At 48.6% G+C, this 13,998-nt stretch carries 12 protein-coding genes; 10 read left to right on the plus strand and 2 right to left on the minus strand.

Features of this window, described 5'->3' with window-relative positions:
* Positions 1-119 precede the first annotated feature (119 nt).
* The 9 genes from trxB to Q0R17_RS08850 all read left to right on the plus strand — a co-directional run bounded on the left by trxB (position 120) and on the right by Q0R17_RS08850 (position 8,494).
* Positions 120-1,073 (plus strand): thioredoxin-disulfide reductase, encoded by a 954-nt coding sequence (gene trxB / locus Q0R17_RS08810; RefSeq protein WP_293934141.1) that lies wholly within the window; start codon positions 120-122, stop codon positions 1,071-1,073.
* Positions 1,074-1,142: 69 nt separating this feature from the next.
* Positions 1,143-1,751 (plus strand): Smr/MutS family protein, encoded by a 609-nt coding sequence (locus Q0R17_RS08815; protein WP_293934143.1) that lies wholly within the window; start codon positions 1,143-1,145, stop codon positions 1,749-1,751.
* Positions 1,752-1,877: 126 nt separating this feature from the next.
* The gene (locus Q0R17_RS08820; RefSeq protein ID WP_293934145.1) at positions 1,878-3,515 is read left to right on the plus strand and encodes a phospholipid carrier-dependent glycosyltransferase; all 1,638 of its coding nucleotides are present in this window, start codon (positions 1,878-1,880) and stop codon (positions 3,513-3,515) included.
* Positions 3,512-3,883 (plus strand): SMR family transporter, encoded by a 372-nt coding sequence (locus tag Q0R17_RS08825; protein WP_293934147.1) that lies wholly within the window; start codon positions 3,512-3,514, stop codon positions 3,881-3,883. The genes Q0R17_RS08820 and Q0R17_RS08825 overlap by 4 nt, the downstream gene beginning before the upstream one ends.
* Positions 3,883-4,245 (plus strand): VanZ family protein, encoded by a 363-nt coding sequence (locus Q0R17_RS08830; protein ID WP_293934148.1) that lies wholly within the window; start codon positions 3,883-3,885, stop codon positions 4,243-4,245. Before Q0R17_RS08825 ends, Q0R17_RS08830 begins: the two co-directional genes overlap by 1 nt.
* A complete protein-coding gene (locus tag Q0R17_RS08835) occupies positions 4,242-5,369 on the plus strand; it encodes a DegT/DnrJ/EryC1/StrS aminotransferase family protein (protein WP_293934150.1) in 1,128 nt (375 codons plus the stop codon). Before Q0R17_RS08830 ends, Q0R17_RS08835 begins: the two co-directional genes overlap by 4 nt.
* Before the next feature lie 137 nt (positions 5,370-5,506).
* Positions 5,507-6,466, plus strand: a complete 960-nt coding sequence (locus Q0R17_RS08840; RefSeq protein ID WP_293934153.1) for a glycosyltransferase — start codon at positions 5,507-5,509, stop codon at positions 6,464-6,466.
* Complete coding sequence (locus Q0R17_RS08845) at positions 6,463-7,395, plus strand: formyltransferase (protein ID WP_293934155.1); 933 nt, start codon at positions 6,463-6,465, stop codon at positions 7,393-7,395. Before Q0R17_RS08840 ends, Q0R17_RS08845 begins: the two co-directional genes overlap by 4 nt.
* A gap of 55 nt (positions 7,396-7,450) precedes the next feature.
* Positions 7,451-8,494 (plus strand): bifunctional UDP-4-keto-pentose/UDP-xylose synthase, encoded by a 1,044-nt coding sequence (locus tag Q0R17_RS08850; protein ID WP_293934158.1) that lies wholly within the window; start codon positions 7,451-7,453, stop codon positions 8,492-8,494.
* A 39-nt stretch (positions 8,495-8,533) separates the two neighbouring features.
* On the opposite strand, the gene Q0R17_RS08855 is transcribed toward Q0R17_RS08850, so the two are convergent.
* On the minus strand, positions 8,534-9,001 hold the full coding sequence (locus tag Q0R17_RS08855; RefSeq protein ID WP_293934160.1) for a response regulator: 468 nt from the start codon (positions 8,999-9,001) through the stop codon (positions 8,534-8,536).
* Positions 8,994-11,999, minus strand: a complete 3,006-nt coding sequence (locus tag Q0R17_RS08860) for an ATP-binding protein (protein ID WP_293934163.1) — start codon at positions 11,997-11,999, stop codon at positions 8,994-8,996. Before Q0R17_RS08860 ends, Q0R17_RS08855 begins: the two co-directional genes overlap by 8 nt.
* A 220-nt stretch (positions 12,000-12,219) precedes the next feature.
* Between Q0R17_RS08860 and Q0R17_RS08865 the strand changes: the two genes are divergently transcribed.
* On the plus strand, positions 12,220-13,521 hold the full coding sequence (locus Q0R17_RS08865) for an MFS transporter (RefSeq protein ID WP_293934165.1): 1,302 nt from the start codon (positions 12,220-12,222) through the stop codon (positions 13,519-13,521).
* Positions 13,522-13,998 lie beyond the last annotated feature (477 nt).

The following is a 13,998-nucleotide window of genomic DNA, read 5'->3' on the forward strand; positions in this document are numbered from 1 at the left end:
AAAACTTCTATCAATCGCCCCCATAGGCATTTTTGATTAGAAAGCATGGCTTGAAAGACGTAAACTCTGCCCAATTTACTTTTCACCCTATTCGCCCATCCACACTAGGAAGCTCCACAATGGCTACTCAACACGCTCGTTTACTGATTCTTGGCTCTGGTCCTGCTGGTTATACTGCTGCGGTTTATGCGGCGCGTGCTAATTTAAACCCAGTGATGATTACGGGTCTGGCGCAGGGTGGCCAGCTGATGACTACGACCGATGTAGACAACTGGCCAGCAGATGCTGATGGCGTGCAAGGCCCAGAACTGATGGCACGCTTTCAAAAGCATGCCGAGCGTTTTGGCACAGAAATGATCTTTGATCATATTCATACCACTTACCTAAATGAAAAACCGATTCGCTTAGTGGGCGATTCGGGTGAATATACTTGTGATGCCTTGATTATCTCGACCGGCGCATCGGCGCAATATATTGGCTTGCCAAGCGAAGAAACCTTTGCTGGTCGTGGTGTTTCAGCCTGCGCAACTTGCGATGGTTTTTTCTACCGTGGCCAAAAAGTAGCCGTAGTGGGTGGCGGCAATACCGCAGTTGAAGAAGCGCTTTATCTCTCTAATATTGCTTCACACGTGACTTTGGTACACCGCCGCGATACTTTCCGTTCAGAAAAAATCCTAATTAATCATCTAATGGAAAAAGTAGCAGCAGGCAAAATCACCCTTGCATTAAACAGCACCTTGGATGAAGTGCTAGGCGATGCCACGGGCGTAACCGGTGCACGCCTTAAATCAACGCAAGATGGTACAACGCGTGATTTAGAGTTAACTGGGGTATTTATTGCAATTGGCCACAAGCCAAACACTGACATCTTCAAAGGCCAGCTAGAAATGGATGCTACCGGCTATATCATCACCAAGGGTGGTCGTGATGGCGGTGCAACCGGCACTAGCATTGCTGGCGTATTTGCTGCTGGCGATGTACAAGATCATATTTATCGCCAAGCCGTAACCTCGGCGGCTTCTGGCTGCCAAGCGGCACTGGATGCGGATAAGTATTTGGATTCGCTACGTTAAGACTTTGAATTAATCATCTGTTTTTAAAAAGGGCGCACAGCGCCCTTTTTTATTCCTTAGGTAAGCACGATGGATAAGCTCCGCCAACTGCGAAAAGCACTCAAAAATCAAATACCGCAAGCGAGCAAACCCGCCAGTCATCCTGCCACAGAGATACTCGACGATCACACGCTGTTTATGCGGGCAGTGAAAGGCACTAAGCCGCTAAAAACCCAGCAATATATCCACCCCAGCCCAGTTGTTAGCCCTTGGCCACGTAAGCAACAGGCCGAGCATCTCAGCCCGCTGGACGATATGACTGATTTTTGGCCGTGGGATGAGCTAGCCCCCGGCGAAGAGCTGCTTTATAGCAAGCCTGGGCAAAAGCTCGACACGCTTAAGCGCCTGCGCAAAGGCCAGTGGCCCACGGTGGGGCATTTAGATTTACACGGCTTAAGCAGCGATGAAGCGCGGATCAGCGTGACGAGTTTCTTACAAAGCGCCAACGCAGCGGGCCTGCGCTGCGTGCGCATCGTGCATGGCAAGGGCATGGGTTCCAAAAATGGCGAACCTATCCTCAAGCAAAAACTTAAAAACTGGCTGGCGCAAAGAGATGAAGTACTGGCCTTTTGCCAAGCGCCACAGCATGAAGGTGGTGGCGGCGCGGTGCTGGTGTTAATCCGCACTCAGCGGATGTAGGGTGGATAGGCAAATTACGTGCAAACACAGAATCGTGCCCACGCTACAATTCTCTACACCGCAGCGTTTCACCCATCCATGCGGCTTAAGGTACAATGCCGCACCGCTCAATCCCAATGAAAATTCATGAATAGTCTGATTAATCGCCCTGCCGCCAAGTGGCTGGTGCTGCTCCTCTTGGCCCTCCTCTGGTTTGGCACCTTAGGCTACCGCAAACTCATTACGCCTGATGAAGGCCGCTACGCCGAAATTGCCCGCGAAATGGTGGTGAGTGGCGATTGGAATACGCCGCGCCTCAATGGTATTAAATACTTTGAAAAGCCCGCTTTGCAATACTGGGCAACAGCGGCCAGCTTTGAAGTGCTGGGCGAATCAGACTTTGCAGCAAGGCTTTGGCCTGCGCTAACAGGCTTTTTGGGCTTGCTGGCGGTATTTTTTACTAGCCACAAACTCTGGGGCGAAGCCACCGCTTGGCTCGCTAGCGGCATCTTGGCAAGTAGCGCATGGTGGATAGGCAATGGCCACTTTCTTACGCTAGATATGGGTGTCAGCGCCTTCCTTACCTTTAGCCTATGCGGATTTTTATTGGCCCAAAGAGATGGTGCCAGTGCCAAAGAGAATCGCAACGGCATGCTCGTGGCTTGGGGCGCGATTGGTCTCGCGGTTTTATCCAAAGGCCTCATCGGGCTAGTGCTGCCAGGCATCGCTATTGTGGCTTATTCGATCATTTGCCGTGATCTTAAGCTTTGGACCAAGCTGCATCTCGTTAAAGGCCTAGCACTGGCGCTGTTGATTACCGTGCCTTGGTTTGTCAGCGTTTCTAAGGCCAACCCTGAATTCGCACAATTTTTCTTTATTCACGAGCACTTTGAACGCTTTTTAAGCACCGAACATCGCCGTGAAGGGCCACTGTGGTATTTTTTCCCGATTCTTGCCGTAGGCTTATTGCCTTGGACTAGCCTATTGCCGCAGGCATTAAAGAAAAGCTGGCAGAGCAATGAGCAATTTAAAACTAATCGTTTTTTATTGATCTGGGCGGTGTTTATTTTTGCTTTCTTTTCTAAATCAGGCTCCAAGCTACCTTCTTATATTTTGCCTATTTTCCCTGCGCTGGCCATGCTAATGGCGCAAACGCTCATGGATATCAGTGGCAAAGCCTTACGCTGGCACTTTGTATGGATTGCCGTACCAGGCCTTGTGCTGATTGGGGCCTATCCTTATGTCAGCACGATGGCGAGCGAACATACCCCACAAATCTATAACGCGGCTTATGCCGGCTGGTTAGTGGCGGCAGGGATTGTGCTTGCTGCAGGTGCAATTGCCAGCTTTATTCTGGCGGGCAAGGGCAAAAAAGAAGCAGCCATTGCCACAATGGCACTGGCAGGCTTAGTGGGGGGGCAATTGCCGATGATGGGGCACGAGTCTTACGCCTATACCAACTCTAGCTATCATTTAGTTGAAGCGATTAAACCGCACTTAACCGCCAACACCAGCCTTTATGCCGTACGTTATTACGATCAATCGCTGCCGTTCTATTTAAAGCGAACCTTGCAATTTGTTGATTATATTGATGAATTTGAAATGGGCCAAAAGTCTGAAGCCGATAAGCGCATTACGCTGGATGATTTTATCATCCGCTGGAATAGCGACGCTCAGCCTATTGCCATTTTGCAAACAGATACATTTAATGAATTACAAAAACGCGGATTAAGCATGAAAACGATTGCAAGCGACGCACGTAGAATGGTGATTGCCAAACCATGAAAGCCATTGAATTTGGATTGATTTTATTCGGCGTATTACTCAATGCCGGTGCGCAGCTTTTGCTTAAAGCGGGCACACGCACCATTGGGCAATTTGATTTCTCTATGGCTAATGCTTGGCCTATCGGCTTAAAAGTAGCCAGTAATCCGCACATTATTGGTGGCCTCTCCTGCTACGTGATCAGCGTGGTGGTATGGATTCTGGCGCTATCCCGCGTTGAAGTCAGCATTGCCTATCCAATGTTATCCATCGGCTATGTGGTGAATGCGGGCCTTGCTTGGTGGCTATTTGGCGAAGCGGTAACGCCAATGCGCCTCGTTGGCATTGGCATTATTATGCTAGGCGTGCTGTTGGTTGCAAAAAGCTAATGCTGCGTATTTATTTTGCACGCCTTGCTTGGGCCTATGTGGCTTTTATCTGGATCATGTCCTTGATTCCGATGAGTATGCCTGACGTGCCAAATAGCGATAAAATCGGCCACTTTCTGGCCTATGGCGTGTTAGCGCTGTGGTTTGGGCTGGTGCGCCAACAGAAACTAGGGCAGATTTTCTTGCTAGCCAGCCTGATGGGCGTTGCGGTTGAATTTGCCCAAGCCTTAACGCCCTATCGCAGCTTTGATACCCATGACATGCTGGCCAATGCCTGTGGTGCGCTACTGGGCACGTTGCTGGCGGCGGCACTACTGCGATTTTTGCCTCCTATTTTAAGAATACAAACGGACAAAACATGAGCGATTTTCTCCCCTTTACCCGCCCAAGCATTGACGAAGAAACCATTAACGACGTAGCCAATGTGCTGCGCTCTGGCTGGATTACCAGCGGCCCCAAAGTTAAAGCCTTCGAAGCGGCACTTTCTGCCTATTTTGGCGGCCGCCCAGTGCGCGTGGTGAATTCCGCAACCGGCGGCCAAGAAATCGCCCTCCGTTTAATTGATCTACAGCCGGGTGATGAAGTCATCACCACCCCAATGACTTGGGTTTCTACCACCAATGTGGTGCTCAATACCGGCGGCAAGCTGGTATTGGTGGATGTAGACCCCCTCACCCGCAATATTGATTTAGATTTAGTTGAAGCCGCCATCACCCCACGCACCAAGGCGATTATCCCCATTGATCTGGCTGGCCTGCCAGTTGATCGGGATCGCCTTTACGCCATTGCCAATAAACACGGCTTACGCGTTATTGAAGATGCAGCCCAAGCGCAGGGTGCAACATGGAAAAGCAAAAAAGTAGGCAGCTTTGGTGATCTTTGCTCGATTTCTTTTCATGCCAATAAAAACATGACCACCACCGAAGGCGGTGCGCTGGTTATGAATAATGAAGCCGAGGCGGCGCTGTTTGAAAAATGGCGTCTACAAGGCGTCACGCGCTTTCCTGACGGCAGCATGGATGTAGATCTACCAGGCGGAAAATTCAATATGACCGACGTAGCCGCCGCCATTGGCCTAGGGCAACTAAAGCAGCTCGATGGCTTTAATGCCAAGCGAAAAGAGCTTGCTCAAGCTTATTTCCGTTTGCTAGACACAGAATTAGGCTTAGAATTGCCGCCCGCTAACTTTGAAGACAGTAACTGGCATATGTTCCAGCCGCTGCTGCCCTTAGCAAAAATGAACATCAGCCGTGGTGAGTTTATCGCGCAAATGAAAGAAAAAGGCATCGGCATTGGTGTGCATTACCCTGTGCTGCATTTATTTACTTATTATCGCAAGCTGGGTTACACAGAAGACATGTATCCGCACGCAGAGCATATTGGCGCAAGCACCATTACACTACCGCTCTTCCCTGCCATGGAAGTGGCCGACGTAGAACGTGTTTGCATCGCTTTACGTGAAGTGATTGCCGCTAGCCTTAAATAACTGGGAAGGGGCATACCCCAATCCTATCAATTTAAGCGAACTGTTATTTGTAGAGCGGGTGCAACCCGCTAGCAATGCCGAAAAGCACGCGGCTTGCACCCCCCCCTACGCGTCAGGTTTTACAAAAAGAGAGTTCAATGAATCCCATCGTTTCTGTTGTCGTACCGGTTTATAACGAAGAAGACGGCTTACAAGCGCTGTTTGATCGCATTTATCCAGCGCTAGATGCCTTAAACACGCCTTACGAAATTCTGTTTATTAATGATGGTAGCCGTGATCGCTCGGCAGGCATCTTAAGCGCCCAGTACGATAAACGCCCTGATGTGACCCGCGTGATTATGTTTAATGGCAATTTTGGCCAGCATCGCGCCATTCTGGCTGGCTTTGAGCATTCACGCGGCGAGCGCATTGTGACGCTGGATGCCGACTTACAAAACCCACCCGAGGACATTGGCACTTTGCTGGTAGAAATGGATAAGGGCCACGACTATGTTGGCTCGATCCGCCGTCAGCGCAACGACAGCTGGTGGCGGCATGTAGCCAGCCGCAGCATGAACAATCTGCGCGAAAAACTGACTAAGATCAAAATGACCGATCAAGGCTGCATGCTGCGCGCCTATAGCCGCCGTATTATCGATACCATTAATCAGTGTCAGGAAATGCATACCTTTATCCCTGCGCTGGCTTACTCTTTCTCGCAAAACCCAACTGAAGTAGTGGTTGGGCATGAAGAGCGCTTTGCGGGTGAGTCTAAGTACTCCCTGTACAGCTTGATCCGTCTTAATTTTGATTTGATGACCGGCTTCTCGATTCTGCCCTTGCAATTATTTTCTATGCTAGGGATTTTTGTATCGCTGGGCTCGGGCGCGCTGTTCTTATTATTGGTATTACGCCGTATTTTTATGGGGCCAGAAGTGGGCGGGCTGTTTACCTTATTCGCCATTGCCTTCTTCTTAATTGGCATCGCCTTATTTGGCATTGGCCTGCTTGGCGAATATATCGGCCGTATTTATCATGAAGTGCGCCAGCGTCCACGCTATTTGATCGCCAATATTTTACAGTCTGATCCAGATCAAGCTAAAAAGGATGGCGCGTGAAATCAGCCGTTGTTTTTGCCTACCATAATGTCGGCGTGCGCTGCATCAAGGCGCTGCTGGCCGCAGGCATCGAGATCAAGCTCATTGTGACGCATCAAGACAACCCAAACGAGAACATCTGGTTTGGCTCGGTGGCGCAATTAGCGGCAGACTACGCCATTCCCTGCATCACACCGGACGACCCAAACACGGTAGAAGTTGAAGCGCAGATTGCGGCATTAAACGTTGATTTTTTATTCTCGTTTTATTATCGCAACATGTTAAAAGCAGCTTTACTGGCCGCGCCAAAAAGCGGTGCATTTAATATGCACGGCTCCTTACTACCGCAATACCGTGGCCGCGTGCCGATTAACTGGGCGATTATCAATGGCGAAACCCAGACCGGTGCAACGCTGCATGTAATGAATATCAAGCCAGATAACGGCCCCATTGTGGCGCAGCAAGCCGTGCCCATTTTTCCTGATGATACAGCGCAAGAAGTATTTGAAAAAGTCACCGTGGCTGCAGAAATTTGCCTAAGCCAAGCTTTGCCAGGGCTTATTGCTGGAAAAACTGATTTTAAGCAGCAAGATTTAAGTCAGGGCGCTTATTATGGTGGCCGCACAGCCAAAGACGGCCAGATAAACTGGCAAAAAAACGCAAAAGACATCCATAATTTGGTACGTGCTGTAACCGTACCTTATCCGGGCGCATTTAGTGACATTGATGGCAAAAAGCTAATTGTTTGGCGTACGCGGCAAATATTCACAAGCCAAACGACAGAGATCGAACCGATTACGCCGCTCATGTATGCTGATGGCAAACAAATCATCCTGCTTTGCAGCGATGGTGCTGCACTGTTAGTGCTGCATGCAGAATTCGCAGGGGAAACGCTGACGGGTGAGAATTTCATTCACCACTTTGGCGCATCTTCAATAGATTTACATTAGTGACCACGAAAATATAGATTTTCAAGGTCTCCATTAATACCTCCGGGAAAACACAATGAAAAAAGTCCTCATCCTTGGCGTAAATGGCTTTATTGGCCATCACTTATCCAAACACATCCTTGAAAACACCGACTGGGAAATTTTCGGTATGGATATGTACAGCGATAAAGTTTCTGAATTTATGGATAACAAACGCTTTCACTTTTTTGAAGGCGATATCACCATTAATCAAGAATGGATTGAATACCACGTTAAAAAATGTGATGTGGTTCTGCCATTAGTTGCCATTGCAACACCAGCCACCTATGTACAAGCGCCACTACGCGTATTTGAATTAGATTTTGAAGCCAATCTACCGATTATCAAATGGTGCGTAAAATATAAGAAACGCGTGGTATTCCCTTCTACATCCGAAGTTTACGGTATGTGTGAAGATGAAGCGTTTGATCCAGAAGAATCCAATATGGTGTATGGCCCAATCAACAAGCCACGCTGGATCTATGCTTGCTCTAAGCAGCTGATGGATCGCGTGATTGCTGCTTACGGGCAACAAGAAGGCTTGGATTACACCCTATTCCGCCCATTTAACTGGATTGGTGCTGGCTTAGATAGCATCCACACCCCAAAAGAAGGCTCTAGCCGTGTAATCACCCAATTCTTGGGGCATATTGTTCGTGGCGAGCCGATCAAGCTGGTGGATGGCGGCGCGCAAAAACGTGCGTTTACCTATATTACGGACGGTATCGAAGCACTGGTTAAGATTATTGACAATAAAGATGGCAAAGCCACTCGCCAAATTTACAATATCGGCAACCCAGTCAACAACTACTCGGTACGTGAGCTTTCAACCATGATGCTGGATCTGGCTAAAACTTACCCAGAATACGCAGAAATGGCGGCTAAAGTCACCGTTCTGGAAACCACTTCCGGCGAATACTACGGCAAGGGTTACCAAGACGTGCAAAACCGCGTGCCAAAAATCGATAATACCAAGGCCGATTTAAACTGGGCACCAAGCACCACGATGGAAGACTCCTTACGCGGCATTTTTGATGCTTACAAAGATCAAGTTGCTGCGGCACGCGAACTGGTTAATTAAGTTTTACCAAACGCATAAAAAGCCGCAGCATGCGGCTTTTTATGCGCTGAATGATTGTGCTAGCCCCAGCACCTGCTGTCGTTCGAACGGCTTGTTGAGTATTTTAATCAAATTCGCATGGCCCAAGCGCTGAGTGATTTCTTCCCAATTATAGTCACTGTAAGCACTGCAAATCACCACCGGCAAATCTGGATCGTGCTGCCATAAATGGCCAATAGTCTCTAAGCCACTCCAACCGCCGGGCATACACATATCCACAAAGGCCAAATCATAGGTATCCCCTTTGCTGTACGCATCCTGCAAATGCTGGCAAGCTACCTCCCCGCTGGATTCTAGATCAAGGATAAAAGTAAGTTCATCCCCAGTTATTACTTTACGATTAAATAATAAAAACTCAAGAGCATTGAGCTCAGCACTACCTACCGCTGTTTCAGGAGCCAGAATATCTCGGTAAAGCGCAAGATTCTCTAAATTATCATCGATCACTAAAATCCGTTTTTTAACCATGAGTCACCCCCTCCTTTAAACATGCAGGCAACTCCAGCGTAAAGCAGGCCCCTAGACCAAGACCTGCACTTTCAGCACGCAGCTTGCCGCCCATTTCCACCGCCCAATTTGCCGAACAATGCAAGCCAAGCCCGTGCCCCTCTCCTCGGGTACTGCTTCCTTGGTTAAACAGGCTAGCCAGTTGATCAGCCCCCATTCCTACTCCGTTATCTTGCACGCAGAGACTAATGCGTCCACATTCCTCCCTTATTCGTAATACAATTTGCTTTCTTAATGGCTCAGTTTCTGCCAGCGCTTGTGTGGCGTTATGTAATAAATTAACAAGTAGCTGTAATAGTTTGTGCCGATCAGCCAGTACCGCCACATCCCTCTCGTAATCCCGCTGAATAGTAACGTCTCTTAAATTGCAAAGTGAATCAGAGAGCACAATGGCCTGCTCCAGCATCGTATCTAGTGGGATCAGCTCACGAACGGCATTTGCAGGCTTAGCCGTGACCTCTCTTTGCCGAGCAATCACCTCGCCAGCATGATTGGCACTGCGCAATAACAGAGTCAGTTTATGCATTACATGCTGATGCTCGGTGGCCAACTGTTGAGCCAGCAAGCCAACAAAAGCGGGAATGGTTTTACCCCTTTCATCATGCAATAGAAACTCCGACATATCACCACGATGTTCATTAAGCAGCTCTGCCAGCTGTGCTAAAGATGGGCTCCGAGATTGAGCGACATAGTCTTGCAGCCCGCTGGTGGTCACGGTCACGCCATTCAGAGCATTGCCTAAGTCATGCAGCATGCCCGATGCCTGCATCCTCACCCCACCATCGTAAGCGGCCTGCTGTAATTGTTGCTGCATATGGCAAACCCGCAGCGCCAGCCGCACCCTAGCCCGCAGTTCTTCTGCGACAAAAGGCTTAGCAATATAATCATCGGCACCACTTGCCAAACCAGAAATACGGGCCTCGGCACCTCCCCTTGCCGTCAGCAAAATCACAGGTAAATGCGCCAGCGCTGGGGTATTTTTAATCTTGGCTAATAAAGAAATTCCATCCAGCTCTGGCATCATCACATCCGACAGCACCAAATCTACTGCTTGCCGCTGTAAAATACCCCAAGCCTGCTTACCATTAGCCGCGATTAACACCGTGCAATCCTTACACAACAAGTCTGCGATATAGGCACACATATCAGGGTTATCATCGATCACTAACACGCGCTCTGGCATGGCGTGCAATATGGCACTTTCAGTCGCCACAACAGGAACTTGAAAACGGGCCTGTTGTAAGGCTTTAGCAGAATCAAGGGGTACAGAGGCCATGCTAGTGGCTACCGCATTTCTGGGCAGGCAAACACTAAAACACGCGCCATGCCCCAGCTCGCTTTGCACGGCAACACTCCCCCCCATTTGCACGCTCAGCTCTTTGACTAGGGCCAGCCCGATACCCGTACCATGATAACGGCGTATTTCACCCTGATCCAATTGTGAGAAGCGCTGAAATAACAGTGGCTGCTGCTCTGCGGCAATCCCGACCCCCTTATCAATCACTTGCAATTGAAACCGGCGCTCATCAATGACATCGCCTTTCATCATAATGACCCCGCCATTAGGCGAGAATTTAAGTGCATTACTCAGCAAATTTAGCATTATTTTTTCTAATGCATTTCGATCCAACACAATGGTTTCCAGTGCAGGATCAAGGGCAAGGCGAATCGTGCATGCCCTGCTATTAGCCAGCTCAGTTGCTGAATCGATAATATTGAGCAACACCTCACGCACATTAATTTTTTCTAACTGCGGAATAAAAGCCCCCGCCTCCAGCCTTGAGTAATCCAGTACATCATTAACCCGATTCATCAGGAGCAAGGCGTTACGTTTAACCCGCTCGCACTGACCGCGCCTAGCAGGAGGCAGGACACTAAGTAATTCATCCAGCGGAGCCAAGATTAAGGTCAGCGGGGTGCGTAACTCATGACTCACATTGGCCAGAAAATGGCTCTTTGCCTCATTAGCCACTTCGGCCTGCGACAGTGCTTGTTGTAATGCATGATTAAGCCGAGTGTTGGCCCTTAAGGTGATAATTTGCCGCACAACAACCAGCAGCGTCACGATCGCCGTTCCCCAGCGCACATCACTGGCCAGCGCACCATTTTGCAAAAGCAAAACATAGCAGGCGAGTACAGCCAGATAGGGAAGCATATTTTTAAGCGGTGCACCTAGGGCAAGGGGCTTTTGCCATACGATGCGCTCTTCCAAACTAGCGTAACAAGAGGCCGCCAGCATGCAATTAAAGCCAATAAAAAACAAATTACCCCAAGAAAGTGTGACATCTCCCCCTGTTACCACCATATAAGACAGACTGACATCCCCTAAAACAACCATCACCACCGCTCCTATTAGCAGCAGCATATCTAAGGTATAGGGTGATTTTTGCACCAGTAAACAGCGTATCAATAAGGTAATAAAAATCAAATCTAATACGGGGTACGCCAGAGAAACCCAAAGCGCCAGCGAGTATTCCCCAAATGATGCGTAAATTGGATGCAAAATAAAATGAAAGGAATAGGTTACTACCGCAGCAATCACAATTCCCACATCCAGCATCAACTGAGGAGAATTTTGTCTGCTTTGCTGCGGCAACCTAGCAATAGCAACAATCAATACTCCACTACTCATTAAATAAAAGATATCGGCAAAAGAAGGGAAGGGTTTGTTGTGCTGGATGATTTCGATGTAATTCCAAATCATACTCGCCAGCAGATAAAGACTAACCACCAGTGCCAGATACAAGAGCGTGCGCTGCCTTGGCCGTAATACAACCGCATACCAGCATGCAATACAGGCGGGAATCAAAGGCAAGGTAAACAATACATCAGCAATTTCTTTATGCTGCTCAATAGGCCCCCAGCGGCCAAACATCCAGGCAAAAAACACTAGATAAAAAAATGCACTGGCCTGCAACATCCAAACCGCCATCTTTTTAATGCGCTGCTCAGAACTCATGATTGCTACTCCAGCCAACTACACTTGAGCAAACGCTAATATGAGCAAAAAAACAAGCGCCTTATGCCCTAAGTGATGACAAAGGGTGATGGCCTGCTGTCAAGATAAAAAGCTCTCTATTGAGGCTAAAACACATCCACAACACAGGCCAGTAAAATCATTTGTCATGCACAGGTAAGCTGATAGAATCGCCCCTCCCTACAACACTGGAGCACGCCATATGTCTTTCTCCTTAGCTCACAAATGGCATGGTTTGGGTCCTGCTTTTTCATTTTTGTTATTAAACGATATTTTGGCCGTGCTCTCTTTAACCACGGGCAATGTAGCCATCAGCTGGTGGATTGTGACCACAGGCGGTGCCGCTGATTTATCTATTTTTGGGATTAGCGCTGCACTAACTATGCTACTGGCTCTACCTTTATTGTCTGCACACGGGGATCGCTTTCCCAAATCACGCATTATGGCGTGGGGCCTGCTCGCCGCCGCAATCACCGCGCTGGGGCTGGCCTTGATGGCTAGTATTGGGTATTACCGGATCTGGCCTATTATTTTGGTTTACTCGATTGATGTAATTGCTTTCTCTATGGTATTACCCGCAGTAAGCAGCATTGCTGCCGATTTAACCCCACCGGATCGCCTATCTGACGCGTTAAGCTTACAAAAAAGCGCGCAGTCTTTAGGCCGTTTAGCTGGGCCAGTGGTGGGCGGTGCAATAGTTGCGCTCAGCAATGTAGCCTTTGCGCTATGGGTTTATACCGCTCTGCTATTCATTGCCGCCCTTTCTGCCTTTGCCATTGCACCGATTAAACCCGCCAGCAAGCAAAGCGGCCATTGGAGCGCAGAAGTGCGTGCAGGTCTCACCGCCAAATGGAAAATCCCCATTGATCGCAACTGGACGATTTATGCATTTTTTTGCATGGCATTTCTTTCCCCCGCACTGGGGATGCTGCTCCCGCTAAAGGTTCATTCCCTACATTTGGGCGCTAACTGGCTAGGCGCAACCGAGGCAGCTTTAGGCCTAGGGATGTTGCTCGGGGCATTTTGGGGTGCAGCAAAAGCAATCCACTGGCAAGGACGCTTTAAAGCGTCTTTACTCGCCATTAGCACGGTTGCGCTCTGCCTGATGGGCGTTGCATTAAGCCAACAAGGCTGGATGTTAACCCTAGGGTTTGGCATTACCGGTTTTGTGATGTCGATTAGCCAACTGGTTGGACAAACCCACCGCCAACTGGCCGTTCCGGATCATTTTCGCTCGCGGTTTTCTTCAGTCAATTTCATGGTAATGAATCTTTCCGCCATGCTGGGGCCAGCCATTGCAGGAGCTGCCTTGGGTGTTTTCGAGGTAAGCACCGTCTACGCCGCTTTTGGCTTTGCTTTGCTCTTGGTTTCCATCTCTTTTCCCCTCGTTCCTGGGATTCAGCATTTTTTATCCCTAGACCATAACGAAGTAAAAGGCTGGTATGGTAAACAACACCCTGAGCTATTTGGCTTAGCGCCACAAAAACAACAGGAGACGAGGTAGGTATTTTGCAATAAATCTTCTAATCTCACGCAAATCAGAGTCATCATTCCCGCGTTCGAGCCTGCCCTTGAAGGCTTTAGTCAGGCGCGGCAACCCAGTGGCACTGCTGGATTACCGACAAAAGCACTCGGGGATGAGGCTTTTTTAGCCAGCCTAAAATGCAATAGAATATTTGGTTTGCTACTTAGTTACATAAAATGGCTTTTCCCACGAAACATACAAAAATCACGAGTATGTAAAAGTGATACCACTAAAACTAACGGGCAAGATAAACCTCGACACGCCCCTGCTTGGCGGCCTATTGGGTGTCATTCGAGCTTTTTGTGGGTAAAAAATTGTTTCTACTCTATTCATTTTCTGTGTGATTTTTGTTGATATAGATATAGCCGCTTAAATTTAGGCTTTTTCTTGATTGGCGATAGGGCCAGAGAAGCGGATAATGCCGACTCTGCCATATATGCCGTTCTGGATTCGTAA

Source organism: Iodobacter sp. (assembly GCF_025352645.1).
GTDB lineage: Bacteria > Pseudomonadota > Gammaproteobacteria > Burkholderiales > Chitinibacteraceae > Iodobacter.